At 44.7% G+C, this 19,422-nt stretch carries 14 protein-coding genes; 11 read left to right on the forward strand and 3 right to left on the reverse strand.

Features of this window, described 5'->3' with window-relative positions:
• Positions 1–9: 9 nt before the first annotated feature.
• A complete protein-coding gene (locus tag BGM27_RS14515; RefSeq protein WP_007408912.1) occupies positions 10–1,206 on the forward strand; it encodes a CamS family sex pheromone protein in 1,197 nt (398 codons plus the stop codon).
• A gap of 237 nt (positions 1,207–1,443) precedes the next feature.
• A complete protein-coding gene (locus tag BGM27_RS14520; protein WP_007408913.1) occupies positions 1,444–2,439 on the forward strand; it encodes a phosphotransferase enzyme family protein in 996 nt (331 codons plus the stop codon).
• A 37-nt stretch (positions 2,440–2,476) separates the two neighbouring features.
• Here BGM27_RS14520 and BGM27_RS14525 read toward each other — a convergent pair whose 3' ends face one another.
• Positions 2,477–3,169: an MgtC/SapB family protein gene (locus tag BGM27_RS14525; RefSeq protein WP_003155735.1), complete on the reverse strand. Its 693-nt coding sequence runs from the start codon at positions 3,167–3,169 to the stop codon at positions 2,477–2,479.
• Positions 3,170–3,289: 120 nt separating this feature from the next.
• Positions 3,290–4,768 (reverse strand): sodium/proline symporter PutP, encoded by a 1,479-nt coding sequence (putP, locus tag BGM27_RS14530; protein ID WP_007408914.1) that lies wholly within the window; start codon positions 4,766–4,768, stop codon positions 3,290–3,292.
• Between the two features lie 421 nt (positions 4,769–5,189).
• Between putP and gatC the strand changes: the two genes are divergently transcribed.
• The 3 genes from gatC to gatB are packed head-to-tail and all read left to right on the forward strand — an operon-like array spanning position 5,190 to position 8,396.
• On the forward strand, positions 5,190–5,480 hold the full coding sequence (gene gatC / locus BGM27_RS14535) for an Asp-tRNA(Asn)/Glu-tRNA(Gln) amidotransferase subunit GatC (protein ID WP_003155732.1): 291 nt from the start codon (positions 5,190–5,192) through the stop codon (positions 5,478–5,480).
• A gap of 14 nt (positions 5,481–5,494) precedes the next feature.
• Positions 5,495–6,952, forward strand: a complete 1,458-nt coding sequence (gene gatA, locus BGM27_RS14540) for an Asp-tRNA(Asn)/Glu-tRNA(Gln) amidotransferase subunit GatA (RefSeq protein ID WP_007408915.1) — start codon at positions 5,495–5,497, stop codon at positions 6,950–6,952.
• 13 nt (positions 6,953–6,965) lie between these two features.
• The gene (gene gatB, locus BGM27_RS14545) at positions 6,966–8,396 is read left to right on the forward strand and encodes an Asp-tRNA(Asn)/Glu-tRNA(Gln) amidotransferase subunit GatB (protein ID WP_003155730.1); all 1,431 of its coding nucleotides are present in this window, start codon (positions 6,966–6,968) and stop codon (positions 8,394–8,396) included.
• Between the two features lie 63 nt (positions 8,397–8,459).
• Here the strand turns inward: gatB and BGM27_RS14550 are convergent, their stop codons facing one another.
• Positions 8,460–9,308 (reverse strand): TetR/AcrR family transcriptional regulator, encoded by an 849-nt coding sequence (locus tag BGM27_RS14550; protein ID WP_007408916.1) that lies wholly within the window; start codon positions 9,306–9,308, stop codon positions 8,460–8,462.
• A gap of 128 nt (positions 9,309–9,436) precedes the next feature.
• Here BGM27_RS14550 and BGM27_RS14555 point away from each other — a divergent pair, with 128 nt between their 5' ends.
• From BGM27_RS14555 to BGM27_RS20565, 6 genes are all read left to right on the forward strand, one after another.
• Complete coding sequence (locus BGM27_RS14555; protein WP_007408917.1) at positions 9,437–12,580, forward strand: efflux RND transporter permease subunit; 3,144 nt, start codon at positions 9,437–9,439, stop codon at positions 12,578–12,580.
• 152 nt (positions 12,581–12,732) lie between these two features.
• A complete protein-coding gene (locus BGM27_RS14560; protein WP_007408918.1) occupies positions 12,733–13,644 on the forward strand; it encodes a diacylglycerol kinase in 912 nt (303 codons plus the stop codon).
• A 147-nt stretch (positions 13,645–13,791) separates the two neighbouring features.
• Positions 13,792–15,171, forward strand: coding sequence for a 23S rRNA (uracil(1939)-C(5))-methyltransferase RlmD (gene rlmD, locus BGM27_RS14565; RefSeq protein WP_007408919.1), 1,380 nt, complete (start codon positions 13,792–13,794; stop codon positions 15,169–15,171).
• Between the two features lie 897 nt (positions 15,172–16,068).
• Entirely contained in the window at positions 16,069–18,081 is a 2,013-nt protein-coding gene (locus tag BGM27_RS14570; protein WP_007408920.1) for a type I restriction-modification system subunit M, read from the forward strand.
• Positions 18,078–18,602 (forward strand): restriction endonuclease subunit S, encoded by a 525-nt coding sequence (locus tag BGM27_RS20560; protein WP_268030800.1) that lies wholly within the window; start codon positions 18,078–18,080, stop codon positions 18,600–18,602. Before BGM27_RS14570 ends, BGM27_RS20560 begins: the two co-directional genes overlap by 4 nt.
• 59 nt (positions 18,603–18,661) lie before the next feature.
• Positions 18,662–19,417, forward strand: a complete 756-nt coding sequence (locus tag BGM27_RS20565; RefSeq protein ID WP_254122876.1) for a restriction endonuclease subunit S — start codon at positions 18,662–18,664, stop codon at positions 19,415–19,417.
• Positions 19,418–19,422: the final 5 nt, after the last annotated feature.

Raw genomic sequence — 19,422 nt, forward strand, 5'->3', positions numbered from 1 at the left:
TGTTTTCTATTGAAAAAGATGTTGGCATTGGCGGCGACGGCAACGGCGGCAGTACTCATGCTGTCGGCCTGTTCGCCGAGTTTCGGGGGGAACAAAGAGGAAGAGATCACGCAGAAAACGGCAAAGTCTTCTGAAAAAGCGATCATACCGAAATATAATATCTCTGATTCCTACTATAAAATGGTGCTTCCGTTTAAGGCCGGAAAAGCGCGCGGCCTGACCGCGGACCGGCTGAACACGAGGCTGGACATCGATGAATTCGAGACGGGTCTGATGCGGCTCGCTCAAGACACGTTCCCGACGGATGACTATTTGTATCAGGAAGGCCAGTATTTAGATGAGGACACGGTACTCAGCTGGCTTGACCGCAAAAAAGAAGGCAGTGATCTGAAAAAGGCGAAAAAGGCAGATTCCAATTTTCAGAATCTCGGCTTAAATCCCGTGCTGCCAAGCTCGGGATCGGCAAAAGAGAAAAATGAAAACAGCCCGATTTACTTAGCGTCCATGCTTGAGCAGGATTACTTAGTAAGAAAAGATAAAAATTCCATCCAGCTTGGCGGTATCATGATCGGTCTCGCTCTCAACTCTGTATACTATTACCGTGAAAACACAGGTGATCCGCAGCAGGAAGTGGAGCTCAGTGACAAAACAATCCGCAGCCACGGTGAAGAAATCGCCCAGGAAGTCGTTAACCGCCTTCGGAAAATGGATAACCTGAAAAATGTGCCGATTACCGTCGCCCTTTATAAACAAGCGCCGAAAACATCAATCGTACCGGGGAATTACATTGCAAAAACAGAAGTCAAAGCCGGCTCATCCACCATTTCAAACTGGGATGATGTCAAAGAAAAGTACGTCTTCTATCCGGCGGATACAGACACGGCAAAGAAATACCCTGATGATTCCGAAGTATTTAAACGCTTCAAAAACGCCATCGACAGCTACTTCCCGAATTACACCGGAGTCGTCGGAACGGCAATGTACGAAAACGATGAAATGAGAAAAATGAAGATTGAAATCCCGATGCAATTTTACGGGAAAAGCGAAGTCATCGCCTTCACCCAATACTTAACAGGTGAGCTGATGGATTATTATTCAAAAGGCTCAGTTGATGTCGAAATTAACATTACCTCGTCTGACGGGCAGGAAGCGTTGATCGTCCGCAATGCGGGTGACAAAGAACCGACCGTCCATATTTACGATTAACCAAGATGCCCTTGTTCATTTCTGTATGAGCAAGGGTTTTTTTATTGTGAATATCGTTGGAGCGAGGAATGAGGTATGTTAAGATATTTGTATAATCAGGAATTAACAGGAAAACACATTTCATTTCTAAGCGGATGTTACTAATCTGCTGTGAAAAAAGAAGGGCAGGAATGTTGATGAATGACATTTGCTGAGTACACACACCGCCTACAAACGTTATGAAAAGGGTGAATCAGCATGCATAAAGATATTAAAGCGATTTTTGAGGAAGATAAGGTGCTCGCTGAAGCAGGTGAAATATACGGCTTTACCAAGTTTCAATTTATTGCGGACGCAGAGAACTACGTATATGAAATTGTGAAAGATAACGAACCTTATATTTTAAAAATTACGCATACGATCAGAAGAACACCGGAATATATTCTCGGAGAAATGGAATGGCTTCATCATCTGGCAAAGGGAGGGCTTTCAGCAGCAAAGCCGATTCCTTCATTAAATGGCAAAGATGTCGAAGAAGTGCCGGATGGAAAAGGCGGAGCGTTTTTAGTAAGAGTCTATGAAAAAGCGCCCGGACGCAAAGTGGAGGAATCAGACTGGAACGGAACTCTGTTTTACCAGCTTGGAAAGTACACGGGGAACATGCACCGGCTGACAAAAAGCTACCGTCTGAGCGATCCGACATATAAAAGGCAGGAATGGGATGAAGAGGAGCAGCTGAAGCTGAGAAAATACGTGCCCGCAGATCAGCATCTCGTATTTGAGCGGGCGGATGCTCTAATGGAAAAACTGCGCCGTTTGCCGAAGAACCCTGAAAACTACGGCCTTGTGCACGCCGATCTGCACCACGGCAATTTCAATTGGGACAACGGAAAAATCACTGCATTTGATTTTGATGATATCGGCTACAATTGGTTTGTGAATGATATCAGTATTCTGCTGTACAACATGTTGTGGTATCCGGTCATCCCGTATGAAGACAAGGCCGCGTTTACGGGTGAATTCATGACTCACTTTATGAAAGGCTACAGGGAAGAAAATGACCTTGATCCCGCCTGGCTTGAACACATCCCGGATTTCCTCCGGCTGCGTCATATGCTGATCTACGGATTATTGCATCAGGCGTTTGACCTCAATTCACTCGGGGACGAGGAACTTGAGATGCTGAAAACCTTCAGGCGCGATATCGAAAATGAAACCCCGATTACGGAGTATAACTTTTCTGCATTCTTATAAATAGAAAAACGCCGGCTGAATCCAGCCCGGCGTTTTTTTATAGCGTATCACACTTCACTCCGACGACACCTTGAATTTCTTTAATATCATAATAGACGTCAGTGGTGTAGCGGTTTTTATGAACACTGACTTTCACTTCCATAATCGGAAATTCTTTTTCGCCCAGATCATCAATCCGGACGGAGTGAATGCGGAGCTGTTTGCTTTTCATTTCCTTTAAAATCTCGGTCATTTTGTCTTTATCGGAAAGAGACATTCTCACGCGGATATCTTTTTCCTTCAAGCGGTTGGGACCGATTTTTCTGATCAGCCACGGAAGAAATTCGACGCTGATCAGGATAAACAAGAGGCTTGCGAACGCCTCTTTATAAAAGCCGGCGCCTGTAGCCAGACCGAGCCCGGCTGCGCCCCAGATGATGGCCGATGTCGTCAGGCCGGATATGACGTCATTGCTTTTACGCAGGATCACGCCCGCGCCAATAAAACCGACGCCGGAAATGATTTGGGCGGGAAGGCGGAGCGGATCCATCATGATTCGGTAATATTTTGGGAAATGATATGCCGCATTAATGCTGACGATCGTCAGCATACAGGAGCTGACGGCGATGACGATACAGGTTTTCAGTCCGAGCGGTTTGTTTTTCAGCTCGCGTTCAAGACCGATGATCATGCCGATCAGCGTGGCAATGCCCAGCTTTAATAAAATGTCTGGTTCGATAGGCCAGCTCAATTTGCACAGCACCTCCGCAATTTTTCTTATAATAAATTGATATGATTTTCTCACAGTATTTATAGCAGGACAAGTGCGGAAGAAAAAAGCCGTCAGGGATAAAATCTGACGGCTTTTTGTCTATTTCTTGTTTTTCAAAAGAGCTTCCATCCGGCTGAACAGCTGATAAGAAGCATCGGCCGGTTTTTTGGTCAGCAGGCTGACGGCAATACCGGCAATCAGACTGAGGAAGAACCCCGGAATGATTTCGTATACGCCGGTTGAAGCGGCAAGCCCTGTCGTGATCCAGATTAAAACGGCCGCGGCCCCGGTAATCATCGCCGCAAGCGCTCCCCATTCATTCATCCGTTTCCAGTACAGACTGAGCAAGAGCGCCGGGCCGATAGCCGAACCGAAGCCTGCCCACGCATATCCGACCAGATCAAGAATGGTGCTGTTCGGATTCATGGAAAGCAAAATGGCGATAACGGCCACGATCAATACCGACAGGCGTCCGGTCATGACCAATTCTTTATCGCTCGCTTCCCGTCTGAAAAAGGCGCGGTATAAATCTTCCGTAATGGCGCTTGCCGTTACGAGAAGCTGTGAGGAAATGGAACTCATGATCGCCGCTAAAATCGCGGACAGCAAGAAGCCCGTAATCAGCGGATGGAACAAGATTTTAGAAAAAATAATGAAAATCGTTTCCGGATCTTTTACGGAGACTCCGAAGTGATGAGAATACGCAACCCCGATAATCCCGGTAAGCAATGAACCGACAACTGAAATAACCATCCAGCTCATCCCGATTCTGCGGGCGGGTTTTAAATCTTTCACTTCTTTAATCGCCATAAATCGTACGATGATATGAGGCTGGCCGTAATAGCCGAGTCCCCATGCCAAATAAGAAATAATGCTAATGACGCTCGCGCCTTTAAAGATATCCAATAGTTTCGGGTTAACGGCGTTGATCGAATCAATCGTCGTTGAAACGCTCCCGAGCTGGGTAAAAGCAACGATCGGCACAAGCACTAATGCCGCAAACATGATCGCTCCCTGTACAAAGTCAGTCAGACTGACAGCGAGGAAACCGCCAAACAGCGTGTAAAGCACAACAACACCGGCCGTTAAAAACAAACCGAATTTGTAGTCGGCGCCGAATGCCGATTCAAATAACCTGCCTCCGGATACCATCCCGGACGATGTGTACAGTGTGAAAAAGATCATAATAATCACGGCGGAAACAATTTTCAGCAATGATGACGAGTGGCGGAACCGTTTATCGAAAAAATCGGGAATCGTAATCGCATCATCCGCAACTTCCGTGTAAGCGCGCAGCCTCGGAGCAAGCAGCAGATAATTTGAATACGCGCCGATCGTCAAACCGAGCGCCAGCCATAAGGTCGATAACCCCGTTGCGAACATTGCGCCGGGAACTCCCATCAGCATCCATGCGCTCATATCGGCCGCACCTGCGGACAGCGCCGTTACGAACGGGCCAAGTCCTCTTCCGCCCAGCATGTAATCATTAATATTCGTTGTCTTCCTGAATGCGTACCAGCCGATTAACAGCATGGCAGCAAAGTAAATGCCAAGAGATATAATTAATTCAATACTCACGTTTTTGGACCCTCTCTTCTTTCATGTAAATGTTGCATCACCTCTGCAGATTAGTAGTGCCGGAATATGCGCCGGCGATCCAGCCTTTAGTCATCATTCCATGCGGATCGCATGATTTAGTGCTGGCTATGGTTACTAAACCTAACAAAGTATCCCCGATCAATCAACTCTCGAAACCTGGCCCGCTCAAGGAAAAAATCCCCGCCAACATAGAACAGCTTAGAGATGAAAACGCTACCAATGAATTATAAAAGTAAAAATTTTCTGACATATAATTCGTTTCTCTTTCTCCCCGATTTAGGATAAAATAGAGAGGGTTTCATCATGCCTCAGAAGGCGGCGTTTTGTTGCTTTAGAGGGCTCGTTTTTGATATGATCAGTATTATATGACGAAACGGAGAATTATGCGGAGGTGGATCTTATGTCACGAATTTCTATAGAAGAAGTAAAGCATGTCGCTCATTTGGCGAGACTCGCCATTACGGATGAAGAAGCTGAAATGTTTACAGAACAGCTTGACAGCATCATCTCGTTTGCCGAGGAGCTTAATGAAGTGGACACGGATAACGTGGAACCGACAACACACGTGCTGAAAATGAAAAACGTAATGAGAGAAGATGAAGCGGGTAAAGGCCTTCCGGTCGAGGATGTCATGAAAAATGCTCCCGATCATAAAGACGGCTATGTCCGTGTGCCATCTATTCTGGATTAAAGGAGGGAGACAGTATGTCATTATTTGATCACAAAATCACAGAACTGAAACAAATGATACATAAAAAAGAAATCAAGATTTCCGATCTTGTCGATGAATCTTACAAACGGATCGCATCCGTGGATGATAAGGTGCAGGCGTTTTTACAGCTTGATGAAGAAAGAGCCCGCGCTTACGCGAAAGAACTTGACGAAGCGGTTGACGGACGGTCTGAACACGGTCTTCTCTTCGGAATGCCGATCGGCGTCAAAGACAACATCGTGACCAAAGGGCTTCGCACCACATGCTCAAGCAAAATCCTCGAAAACTTCGATCCGATTTACGATGCGACGGTTGTGGAGCGCCTTCAAGCCGCTGAAGCCGTAACGATCGGAAAGCTGAATATGGACGAGTTCGCGATGGGTTCTTCTACTGAAAACTCCGCGTACAAAGCGACGAAAAACCCTTGGAATCTCGATACGGTTCCCGGCGGATCAAGCGGCGGTTCCGCAGCTGCGGTTGCCGCGGGCGAAGTCCCGTTTTCACTCGGATCTGATACGGGCGGCTCCATCCGCCAGCCGGCTTCTTTCTGCGGCGTCGTCGGATTAAAGCCTACATACGGACGTGTGTCGCGTTACGGTTTGGTCGCTTTTGCGTCTTCACTGGACCAGATCGGGCCGATCACAAGAACCGTAGAAGATAACGCATTCCTTCTTCAGGCGATTTCAGGCCCGGACAAAATGGACTCTACGAGCGCCAATGTCGAAGTGCCGGACTTTCTTTCTTCATTAACTGGCGATATTAAAGGCTTGAAAATCGCCGTACCGAAAGAATATCTCGGAGAAGGCGTCGGCAAAGAAGCGAAAGAATCGGTTTTAGCCGCTTTAAAAGTGCTTGAAGACCTCGGAGCGACATGGGAAGAAGTATCTCTGCCGCACAGCAAATACGCGCTTGCGACGTATTATCTGCTGTCTTCTTCCGAAGCGTCTGCAAACCTTGCGCGCTTTGACGGCATCCGCTACGGCTACCGCTCAGACAATGCGGACAACCTGATCGACCTTTATAAACAGACACGCTCTGAAGGCTTCGGCAACGAAGTGAAGCGCCGCATCATGCTCGGCACCTTCGCGCTCAGCTCCGGCTACTATGACGCGTATTACAAAAAAGCGCAAAAAGTGCGCACGCTTATTAAAAAAGATTTTGAAGACGTATTTGAGAAATACGATGTCATCGTCGGACCGACAACGCCGACACCGGCATTCAAAATCGGCGAAAAAACCAGCGATCCGCTCACAATGTACGCCAACGATATTTTAACGATCCCTGTCAACCTCGCGGGTGTGCCGGGAATCAGCGTGCCGTGCGGATTTGCGGACGGACTGCCGCTCGGACTGCAAATCATCGGAAAACACTTCGATGAAGGCACTGTATACCGCGTCGCTCATGCTTTTGAGCAGGCAACAGATCATCATAAAGCGAAACCTGAACTGTAAGGGGTGAAATGAAGTGAACTTTGAAACGGTAATCGGACTTGAAGTCCATGTGGAATTAAAAACAAAATCTAAAATTTTCTCAAGCTCACCGACGCCATTCGGCGCGGAAGCGAATACCCAAACGAGCGTCATCGACCTCGGCTATCCCGGCGTGCTGCCCGTTTTGAACAAAGAAGCGGTCGAATTCGCGATGAAAGCCGCAATGGCTTTGAACTGCGAAATCGCAACGGATACGAAGTTTGACCGGAAAAACTATTTCTACCCGGACAACCCGAAGGCATATCAAATTTCTCAGTTTGACAAGCCGATCGGCGAAAACGGCTGGATCGAAATCGAAGTCGGCGGAAAAACGAAAAAAATCGGCATCACCCGTCTTCACCTTGAAGAAGATGCGGGAAAACTGACGCATACGGGCGACGGCTATTCCCTCGTTGACTTCAACCGCCAGGGCACGCCGCTTGTCGAGATTGTATCTGAGCCGGATATCCGCACACCGGAGGAAGCTTACGCATATCTCGAAAAGCTGAAATCAATTATCCAATACACAGGTGTTTCCGACTGTAAAATGGAAGAAGGTTCACTGCGCTGTGACGCCAACATTTCCCTCCGTCCGATCGGCCAGGAGAAATTCGGCACAAAAACGGAGCTGAAAAACCTCAACTCTTTCGCATTCGTGCAAAAAGGCCTTGAGCATGAAGAAAAACGCCAAGAGCAGGTGCTTCTGTCAGGCGGAGTCATTCAGCAGGAGACGCGCCGCTACGATGAAGCGACGAAAAAAACCATTTTGATGCGTGTCAAAGAAGGTTCGGACGACTATCGTTATTTCCCTGAGCCTGACCTTGTCGAGCTCTACATTGATGACGAATGGAAAGAACGCGTAAGAGCAACCATTCCTGAGCTTCCGGATGAGCGCCGCAAGCGTTATATCGAAGAGCTCGGCCTGCCGGCTTATGACGCAATGGTTCTGACGCTGACGAAAGAAATGGCTGACTTCTTCGAAGAAACGGTCAATAAAGGCGCAGAAGCCAAGCAGGCATCAAACTGGCTGATGGGTGAAGTCTCAGCTTACCTGAACGCCGAACAAAAAGAGCTTGAGGATGTCGCACTGACTCCTGAAGGCCTTGCCGGCATGATTAAGCTGATTGAAAAAGGAACCATCTCGTCCAAAATCGCGAAGAAAGTCTTTAAAGAATTAATTGAAAAAGGCGGCGACGCAGAAAAAATCGTCAAAGAAAAAGGCCTTGTGCAGATTTCTGACGAAAGCGTGCTTCTGAAGCTGGTAACAGATGCGCTTGACAGCAACCCGCAGTCAATTGAAGACTTCAAAAACGGAAAAGACCGCGCGATCGGCTTCCTTGTCGGGCAGATTATGAAAGCCTCAAAAGGACAGGCCAACCCGCCGATGGTCAACAAGATCTTACTTGAAGAAATCAAAAAACGATAAAAAAAGCAGCCGCCTTTAAGGGCGCTGCTGACATGGAGACCGGTAAGCGCCGGTCTCTTTTTTTTATAAGCTGAAATAGGTTTCAATGGAAGCCCGCAGCATTTCAATCTGCTCATTTCCGCTGCCTGCCAAGTTGGACAGCATTCCTTTAATAATCGGTTTTCGCGGCTCTTCTTTTGCGCATTCCTCTTCAATGACTTCAAGCGATACGAGGACGTCCTCAGGCAGCTCCTGCTGTGCTTTTATCTTTTGAATATCCGCAAGCAGTCTTTCTCTGTCCGCCGCGGGCTGAGTGAAGATATCCTCAGGCAGCAGCGGATCGGGATTGTCTCTTATCAGCCCCGTAATCAGATCATCGATTCTGGCAATCAGAAAGGCCGCCACGTTTTCCGTCCGGAATGCCGTATGTTCATTAAAAATCAAGAAATGAATATAGGAGCTCACAATTCCTTGCGCCATAACGGACGCATCCGCTAAAAACGGTGTGACGGCATCTCCGTAAACGGAGAGCAACGCATCCCGATACAGCATGTTAAATTGAATATTGGCCTCATGAAAATACTGTTTGACCTTTTGATTTTCAGGAATGACCTTTTCGCTCAGCAAGAGGATGATAAAGTCCTTGTGTTCCATAAATTCCTGGAATTGATATGCGATTTGTTTTCGGAATACGTCCTTAGGCGGTTTATGTTGATGTTCTGTTTTGATTTTCTTTATTTCTTCCATAGACATGCCGATGTAATACTCACATGCTGACAGCAAAAGGTCTTCTTTTGATTTGAAATGGAGATAGAAGGCTCCTTTTGAAATTCCGCATTCGCCGGCGATTTCCTGAATGGTTGTTGAAGAAAACCCTTTTTTGGCAAATAAATGGATGCCTGTTTTTATGATTTTCTCTTTTTTTTCGTTCATGACGTGCTTCCCCTTAATCCTGAAAAATTTAGAAAAATTTACTGCCTTATTAGTTGACGATGTTGAGTTATACCGTTTAGTATTATATAGAATGACCAGTCAGTCAATAAAAATTAACGGAGGACATGATGAACCACATTATTAACTTTGTACTGAAGAACAAATTCGCAGTTTGGCTGATGACGATTATCGTTACTGTAGCAGGGCTGTATGCCGGTCTGAATATGAAGCAGGAATCCATACCGGACGTCAACATGCCTTATCTCTCAGTAAATACGACTTATCCCGGAGCTGCTCCGAGTCAAGTTGCGGATGACGTGACAAAACCGATCGAGCAGGCGGTGCAGAATTTAGAAGGAGTGAGCGTTGTAACGTCCACATCCTCTGAAAACGTCTCATCGGTTATGATTGAATATGATTACAACAAGGATATGGACAAGGCGAAAACCGAAGTCGCTGAAGCGCTGGACAGTGTCAGCCTTCCTGACGACGCGAAAAAACCTGACATTTCCCGTTACAGCCTCAACTCTTTCCCGATTTTGACGCTCAGTGTGACAAGCGGCAAAACCTCGCTTGAAGATCTGACCAAAAATGTGGAAAACACTCTCGTTCCTAAGCTTGAAGGCATTCAGGGCGTTGCGTCCGTGCAAGTTTCCGGACAGCAGGAAGAGCAGGTGGAATTCTCTTTCAAAGACAAAAAAATGAAAGAGTACGGACTTGATGAAGATACCGTCAAGAAAGTGATCCAAGGCTCTGACGTCAATACGCCGCTTGGATTGTACACGTTCGGCAACAAAGAAAAATCAGTTGTCGTTAACGGAGATATTACGTCAATTAAAGATCTGAAAGATATGAGAATTCCGGTCACATCTTCTTCTGCCGCTCAAGGTCAAACGGGCGGAGCCGGTGCGGCATCTGCGGCGGACGCTCAGGCTATGCAGCAGGCACAGCAAAGCGCGGCAGCAGGGGTGCCGACAGTCAAGCTTTCTGACATTGCCGACATTAAAGATGTGAAAAAAGCTGAATCCATTTCCCGCACGAACGGAAAGGACAGCATCGGAATTAATATCGTAAAAGCCAATGACGCCAACACGGTAGAAGTGGCCGATGCGATTAAAGATGAACTGAATCAATACAAAAAAGACCATAAAGGGTTCAAGTACAGCTCGACTCTTGATATGGCAGAGCCGATTACAGAGTCGGTGGATACGATGTTAAGCAAAGCGATTTTCGGCGCGATTTTTGCGGTCGTGATCATTCTCTTATTCTTAAGAGATATTAAATCAACGATGATTTCTATCGTTTCCATCCCGCTGTCACTGCTGATTGCGCTTCTTGTGCTGAATCAGCTTGATGTCACATTGAACATAATGACGCTCGGTGCGATGACGGTCGCCATCGGACGGGTAGTCGATGATTCGATTGTCGTGATCGAAAACATTTACCGCCGCATGAGGCTGAAAGATGAACCTTTACGCGGGAAGCAATTGGTGCGTGAAGCGACGAAAGAAATGTTTAAACCGATCATGTCATCAACGATCGTAACCATTGCCGTATTCCTGCCGCTTGCCATGGTCGGCGGACAGATCGGCGAACTGTTTATGCCGTTTGCATTAACAATCGTCTTCGCGCTTGCCGCATCGCTGTTGATTTCGATCACACTGGTGCCGATGCTTGCGCACAGCTTATTCAAAAAATCGCTCACAGGCGCGCCTGTTAAAGCGAAAGAGCATAAGCCGGGCAGATTGGCCAATTTCTATAAAAAAGTGCTGAATTGGTCATTAAGACATAAATGGATTACATCTATCATCGCGGTTCTGATGCTTGTCGGCAGTTTGTTCCTCGTACCTCTGATCGGCGCGAGCTACCTGCCTGCGCAAGCGGACAAAACGATGCAGCTCACATACACGCCTGAACCGGGCGAAACGAAAAGCGAAGCTGAAAAAGCTGCGCAAAAAGCGGAAGACATGCTGCTTAAACGCAAACATGTCGATACCGTTCAGTATTCATTAGGCTCGCAAAGTCCGCTCGGCGGAAGCTCAAACGGCGCATTGTTCTACGTGAAATACGAGGATGACACGCCTGATTTTGACAAAGAAAAAGACAATGTCTTAAAAGAAATCAAAAAAACATCCAGCCGCGGCGAATGGAAATCACAAAATTTCAGTTCGTCAGGCAACAACAACGAATTAACGTACTATGTGTACGGAGATTCAGAGTCTGATATTAAAGGCACGGTCAAAGACATCGAAGGCATCATGAAAAAGCAGAAAGATCTGAAAGACGTCAACTCAGGCCTTTCCAGCACATATGATGAGTACACGTTCGTCGCTGACCAGGAGAAACTCAGCAAGCAGGGCCTGACGGCTTCGCAAATCTCCCAAGCCCTGATGTCCCAAACGTCACAGTCTCCTTTGACAACGGTGAAAAAGGACGGCAAAGAGCTTGATGTGAACATCAAAACAGAAAAAGACCAGTATAAGAGTGTAAAAGAATTAGAGGATAAAACCATCACATCGCCTGCAGGCCAAGAAGTAAAAATCGGCGATGTGGCGAAAGTGAAAAACGGCACGACATCCGATACCATTTCCAAACGCGACGGCAAAGTGTACGCTGACGTAACGGCAACCGTCACTTCTGACAACGTCACGAAGGTGTCATCGGCCGTTCAAAAGAAAGTTGACAAACTGGATCACCCGGACAATGTATCGATTGATACCGGCGGTGTATCAGCGGATATTGCTGATTCCTTTACGAAACTCGGCTTAGCGATGCTTGCCGCAATCGCCATCGTGTACCTCGTTCTTGTGATCACGTTCGGCGGAGCATTAGCGCCGTTTGCGATTCTGTTCTCGCTTCCGTTTACAGTCATCGGCGCATTAGCCGGACTGTATGTATCCGGAGAGACGATCAGTCTGAATGCCATGATCGGTATGCTGATGCTGATCGGAATCGTCGTCACAAACGCGATTGTCTTAATTGACCGCGTCATCCATAAAGAAGCGGAAGGCTTATCGACGAGAGAAGCGCTCCTGGAAGCCGGCTCTACGAGATTGCGTCCGATTCTGATGACGGCGATCGCGACAATCGGCGCCCTGCTTCCATTGGCATTGGGCTTCGAAGGCGGAAGCCAGGTCATTTCTAAAGGACTCGGTGTCACTGTTATCGGCGGTTTAATCAGTTCGACTCTGCTTACCCTTCTGATTGTGCCGATCGTATATGAAGTATTAGCGAAATTCCGTAAGAAAAAACCTGGAACGGAAGAAGAGTAAGACAGCGGGCCTTGGCTCCTTAAACGGAGTCGGGGCCTTTTTTCTTCTGGCAATTCCTGTACATATTGTTGCGATTTTCTCAAGTCATAGTATAATTAAAGGTTGTTAGTGTTAATAATGGATCGGATACTCTTAAGTAGGATGATGAGATAATGAAACGTGCACGCATAATATACAATCCGACTTCAGGACGGGAGCTTTTTAAGAAAAATCTTGCCCAGGTCCTGCAAAAATTTGAACAAGCCGGTTATGAAACCTCCACCCATGCCACCACATGCGCGGGGGATGCCACCAACGCCGCAAAAGAAGCCGCTTTGCGGGAGTTTGACCTGATTATCGCAGCCGGCGGAGACGGAACGATTAATGAAGTCGTCAACGGCCTTGCACCGTTAGACAAACGCCCGACACTCGGTATCATTCCGGTCGGCACGACAAATGACTTCGCCAGAGCGCTGGGCATTCCGAGAGAGAATGTACTGAATGCCGCTGATACCGTCATTAACGGCGTAGCCCGCCCGATCGACATCGGACAGGTGAACGGTCAGTATTTTATCAACATCGCCGGCGGAGGCCGTCTGACGGAGCTGACGTATGATGTGCCAAGCAAACTGAAAACGATGCTCGGACAGCTTGCTTATTATTTAAAGGGAATGGAAATGCTGCCTTCACTTCGACCGACAGAAGTCGAGATTGAATATGACGGCAAGCTGTTTCAAGGCGAAATTATGCTGTTTTTAGTGACGCTGACCAACTCGGTCGGCGGATTCGAGAAACTGGCCCCTGATTCCAGCCTGAATGACGGCATGTTTGATTTGATTATTTTGAAAAAAGCCAATCTCGCGGAGTTTATCAGAGTCGCGAGCATGGCGCTCAGAGGCGATCATATTAACGATCAGCACATTATTTACACAAAAGCGAACCGTGTGAAAGTCAATGTATCAGAAAAGATGCAGCTGAACCTGGACGGCGAATACGGCGGCATGCTGCCGGGCGAATTCGTGAACCTGTACCGGCATATTCACGTCATCATGCCGAAGGAGAAAGCGGAACAGCTGGATGATTAATACGCGGACAAAATCCTAAAACAGTATTCGTTTTAGGATTTTGTCATCTTTTCAGCGTGATCGGAAACCTTTGAAGGCTGACATTGAATTTGAAGGTTTGCCAGCACGCTGAAACAAGGCTATTGGTAAAACTAGAGGTGATTATAGATGAAAATGAAACCCCCGATAGAAAAAAATGAATACTATGATGTGACATTTGAGGATTTGACGCACGAAGGAGCGGGCGTCGCAAAGGTTCAGGGATTCCCGATCTTCGTGCCGAACGCCCTGCCTGAGGAAAAAGCGCAAATCAAAGTGACACGCGTCAAAAAAGGCTTCGCTTTCGGCCGCTTGATTGAACTGAAGGAAGAAAGCCCGCACAGAACGGATGCCCCGTGCCCAATCTACAAACAATGCGGCGGCTGCCAGCTTCAGCACATGACCTATGAAGGCCAGCTCTTGTTTAAACAGAAACAAGTCAAAGACGTCTTAGAACGGATCGGCAAGCTGGCCCTGTCCAACGTCACCGTGCACCCGACACTCGGCATGGAAGACCCTTGGAACTACAGAAACAAAGCGCAGGTGCCGGTAGGAGAAAGAGAAGGCGGACTCGTCGCCGGATTCTATCAGCAAAGAAGCCATGACATCATTGACATGAGCGCCTGCATGATCCAGCAATCCAAAAACGACGAAGCCGTTCAAGCCGTCAAAGATATTTGCGCCTCATACGGCGTCAAAGCCTACAACGAAGAACGCCACAAAGGCTGGCTCCGTCACATCATGGTGAGATACGGCGTCGTCACGGGCGAAATGATGATCGTCTTCATCACAAGAACAAGCGATTTTCCGCACAAAGCGAAAATCATCGAAGACATCACGGCGCAATTCCCGCACGTCAAATCCATCGTGCAGAACATCAACCCAAATAAAACAAACGTCATCTTTGGGAACGAAACAAACGTCATCTGGGGCGAAGAGTACATCTACGACCTCATCGGAGACGTCAAATTCGCCATCTCCGCCAGATCGTTCTATCAGGTTAACCCGGAGCAAACAAAAGTGCTCTACGACAAAGCGCTTGAGTACGCGGAGCTGCAAGGAGAAGAAACCGTCATCGACGCCTACTGCGGCATCGGAACGATTTCTCTCTTCTTAGCGAAGCAGGCGAAGAAAGTATACGGCGTCGAAATCGTGCCGGAAGCCATTGAGGATGCAAAACGCAACGCTGAGCTGAACGGCATCACGAACGCAGAATTCGCAGTCGGAGAAGCGGAAACCGTCATTCCGAAATGGTATGAAGAAGGCATCACGGCCGACACCCTCGTCGTTGACCCGCCAAGAAAAGGCTGCGACGAAGCCCTCCTGCGGACAATCATCGACATGAAACCGAAGCGGGTGGTGTATGTGTCCTGCAATCCAGGCACCCTTGCAAGAGACCTGCGGGTGCTTGAGGATGGCGGGTATCAGACGCTCGAAGTGCAGCCGGTGGATATGTTCCCGCATACGAATCATGTGGAGTGTGTGGCGTTGCTAAAATTAATTAAATAAGAAGCAGGTGGGTTCGAGAATCGATAAAAAATTCTTGGACTTCATCTGCTTTTATTTCAATTGTCTCAATAAAGCTGTGAAGTATTTCTGGAGGTAATTCTTGAAATTCATAAAAGTATCTAACTGTTATTTAATTTCATCGAAGACTAGTTCATCGTTATTGGTTTCAAGAGAAGATTTCATTTACTGGTTTTAGAATTGATACTGTCCGTCTGGTTATTGATATCGCTGACACTCCATCATTATCTGATTTGGATATTTTTTCGCCAATTCAAGGATATGCAAAATTTCCTGATTGTCCAAAACGATGTTAGATGTTTTAAGTCATTGAGAATGACTTGTAGTGATCACAGCTGATTTCTAATATTAATAATTAAGAGTAGTAATAGACACTATTTCGCTCAGGATTGATGAAACAATGTGTCAATAGCTCTGCAATTTTATTTAAAAATGTAGTAACACAATTTGAATACATAAATTTTTCTCTATTATTTTTTAATAATCTAAGTAGTTAGTATAAGAGCCCCTTATATAAGCGGATTTTTTCAAAAAGTCAGAATGTTTGTAGTGTTTGACCTCTCATCAGATATTGGGGTTTTTATGCCTCACCTCTTTACTTTATAGGGATACTCCATAAAATTTGGATGCTTACTAAGAAAAAGAAACATGTGGTAGCAAATGAGAGGGAGATTTTTATATGGTATTACTTTTTGTTGTACAAACTCTTATAATAGTAGGTAATGATATCTATTTTGATGAATCAGTGAATAGGTGATATGAGCGAAAAAATGCTCAGTTATTACAATGAGATAAGCATCCTTAAAACCTGCTCAAATTATCTCAATCTAGCTACATGAAAAGTAGATTCGAAAAAAATTATTAAATGAGGTATATAACATGATTAACTTCCAAGATAAAGTAAGCTTCATTTGGTCAATTGCAGAGATTTTACGTGGGCCATATAAGCCAGAAGACTACGGTGAAATTATTTTGCCATTAGCTGTATTACGCCGTTTTGACTGCGTGTTAGAAAGCACAAGAGAAGAAGTGTTAGTGAAAGCAGAGCAGTATCCAAATATGACAGATGAAGCACGTGAGCAGATTTTAAATCGTGTTTCTAAGCAAAACTTTCACAACATAAGTAAGTATGATTTTAACAAGCTATTAACAGACGCTGATAATATCGCTGATAACTTACGTGACTATATAAATGGTTTCTCGAAAGTGGCTCGTGATATCATGGAGCACTTCGACTTCGATCGCCAAATCGATAAGCTTGATCAAAATGACTTATTATACTTAACGATTAAACGTTTTAGTGAAATCGATTTACATCCAGAAACAGTTTCAAACATTGAGATGGGTTATGTATTTGAGGAACTAATTCGTCGTTTCAATGAGTATGCAGAAGCAGGGGATCATTACACGCCACGTGAAGTTATTCGCTTAATGACACATTTGTTATTTTTACATGATGATGCGAGCATTTTAACGAAACCAGGTTTAACACAAACATTGTATGACTGTGCAGCTGGTACAGGTGGTATGGGTTCAGTTGCCCAAGAATATTTACTTAATCAAAATCCAACAGCACATTTAGAATTTTTCGGCCAAGAGATTAACCCTGAATCCTATGCAATTTGTAAGGCAGACTTACTTATTAAAGGTGAAGATGCACGTAACATTCGTTTAGGAAACACGTTATCAAACGATCAATTCCCACATGATACATTCGATTACTTAATTTCAAATCCACCGTACGGAGTGGACTGGAAATCATATGAGAAGGCAATTAAAAACGAACATGAGAAACAAGGTTTTGATGGTCGCTTTGGCCCTGGTACGCCTCGTACAAGTGATGGGCAGCTATTATTCCTCATGCACTTAATCTCAAAAATGAAGCCAGTCACAGTAGAAAATCCACAAGGCTCTCGTTTAGCCATTATTATGAATGGTTCGCCGTTATTTACAGGTGATGCAGGTTCTGGTGAAAGTGAAATTCGAAAGTATGTGCTTGAAAACGACTTAGTAGAAGGTATTGTGGCATTGCCGAACGACCTTTTCTACAACACAGGCATTGCAACGTACATTTGGATTTTAACGAACAATAAAGCACCTCTACATAAAGGGAAAGTACGGTTAGTCAATGCCGTAGACTTCTCGAAAAAAATGAAAAAGTCGATGGGGAGCAAGCGTAACGAAATTACGGAAGAGCAAATTAACGAGATTGTTCGTTTATACGGCGATGCACAGCCAAACGAGTACGTGAAGATCTTTGATAATGAAGACTTCGGCTACGCAAAAATTACAGTCGAACGTCCATTACGCTTAAACTTCCAAGTAAGTGAAGAGCGTCTTACACGTGTTGTAGAGGAAAAAGGCTTTGCCAACTTAGCAACTTCAAAGAAAAAAGGCGATGCAGGTCACTTTGAAATCGAAGAAGGTAAAAAACTGCAATCGCAAATTTTATATGTGTTACGCACGTTAGCAAGTGATACAGTATATAAAAATCGTGACGAGTTCACTAAAGTAGTAAAAGAGGCATTTAAGCAAGCTGGTATTACTATCGGAGCACCAGTTTTAAAAGCAATTTTAGCTGGTCTGTCTAAAAAGGATGAAACAGCTGATGTATGTATGAAAAATAAGACAGATATCGAACCAGATACGGATTTACGTGATACTGAGAACGTACCGTTAAAAGAAAACATTTATGACTACTTTGCACGTGAAGTATTACCACACGTACCAGATGCATGGATTGATGAATCAAAAACAAAAATCGGCTATGAAATTCCATTCACTCGCCATTTCTACAAATACACAGCATTACGCAGCTCAGCAGAAATTATGGACGAGATTCGTGCATTAGAAGCGGAGATTGCTGAGCAGTTGAAGAAGGTGATCGGGTGAGTAGAGAGTTAAAAGATTCAGGAGTAGAATGGATAGGAAAAATACCCGCAAACTGGTCTGTTGAAAAAATTAAGTATACAACGTATGTTAAAGGTAGAATTGGTTGGCAAGGTTTAAAATCTGATGAATTCACCGATGAAGGACCTTATTTAGTTACAGGAAAGGATTTTATCGGAAAAAATGTTAATTGGGAAAGCTGTCATCATATTTCAAGGGAAAGATATCATGAAGCCCCACCTATTCAACTTAAAGAAAATGATTTATTAATTACTAAAGATGGAACTATTGGTAAAACAGCTATTGTTAGAGATATGCCAGATAAAGCTATTTTAAATAGTGGCATTTTTGTAACGAGATCAGCTAAATATGAAGTTGATTTTATGTATTGGATGCTTAATTCTCAAGTCTTTGATAAATATATTAAATTCTTTGAAACAGGTTCTACAATTAAACATTTATATCAAGAAACATTTGAAAACTTTTCTTATCCTTTACCTACACGATTAGAACAAAAAAAATAAGTTTATTTTTAAACCGTAAAATTAAACTAGTAGATGAAGTTATTAAAAATAAGGGAAACATGATGACACTTTTGGAAAAACAAGGCCAATCCATCATCACAGAAGCTGTTACAAAAGGTTTAAATCCGAATGTGAAAATGAAAGATTCAGGTGTTGAGTGGATTGGTGAGATTCCTGAGCACTGGGAAGTTACAAAAATTAAGTATACTACCTATGTAAAAGGACGAATAGGTTGGCAAGGTTTAAAGTCGGATGAATTTATTGATGAAGGCCCTTTTTTAGTAACTGGAACAGACTTTTTACAGGGATATGTGAATTGGGATACTTGTTATCATATTAGCGAGAAACGATATAATGAAGCGCCTCCTATTCAATTACAGGAAAATGATTTATTGATAACCAAAGATGGTACTATTGGTAAATTGGCTATTGTAAAAGAAATGCCATATAAAGCAATCTTGAACAGCGGTGTGTTCGTTACAAGACCATTCCATAATAAATATTTATCTAAATATATGTATTGGCTATTAAGTTCAGCTATTTTTGATAAATATATTAAATTTATGGAAACTGGTTCAACAATTAAACATTTATACCAAGAGACATTTGTTAATTTTTCTTATCCAATACCATCAACAGTTGAACAAACCGAAATTTTAAATTACTTAGATATTAAAATTGGTGAAATAGATAGTATTAAATCGAATCTAGTGAAGCAAATCGAAAAACTAAAAGAATACCGCCAAGCTCTTATCTACGAAGCAGTAACAGGCAAAATCGACGTACGTGATATGGAACTTGATGAAGTGAGGTGAATTGT

It is taken from the genome of Bacillus sp. FJAT-27001, assembly GCF_019039175.1.
In the GTDB taxonomy this organism is placed as follows: domain Bacteria; phylum Bacillota; class Bacilli; order Bacillales; family Bacillaceae; genus Bacillus; species Bacillus velezensis.

Excerpts from the sequence above, each read along its gene's own strand:
- rlmD (WP_007408919.1), top strand. The coding sequence starts at position 13,792 with ATGAAAATGAAACCCCCGATAGAAAAAAATGAATACTATGATGTGACA.
- BGM27_RS20565 (WP_254122876.1), top strand. The coding sequence starts at position 18,662 with ATGATGACACTTTTGGAAAAACAAGGCCAATCCATCATCACAGAAGCT.
- BGM27_RS14520 (WP_007408913.1), top strand. The coding sequence starts at position 1,444 with ATGCATAAAGATATTAAAGCGATTTTTGAGGAAGATAAGGTGCTCGCT.
- BGM27_RS14550 (WP_007408916.1), bottom strand. The coding sequence starts at position 9,308 with ATGAACGAAAAAAAAGAGAAAATCATAAAAACAGGCATCCATTTATTT.
- gatA (WP_007408915.1), top strand. The coding sequence starts at position 5,495 with ATGTCATTATTTGATCACAAAATCACAGAACTGAAACAAATGATACAT.
- BGM27_RS14560 (WP_007408918.1), top strand. The coding sequence starts at position 12,733 with ATGAAACGTGCACGCATAATATACAATCCGACTTCAGGACGGGAGCTT.
- BGM27_RS14570 (WP_007408920.1), top strand. The coding sequence starts at position 16,069 with ATGATTAACTTCCAAGATAAAGTAAGCTTCATTTGGTCAATTGCAGAG.
- BGM27_RS14555 (WP_007408917.1), top strand. The coding sequence starts at position 9,437 with ATGAACCACATTATTAACTTTGTACTGAAGAACAAATTCGCAGTTTGG.
- gatC (WP_003155732.1), top strand. The coding sequence starts at position 5,190 with ATGTCACGAATTTCTATAGAAGAAGTAAAGCATGTCGCTCATTTGGCG.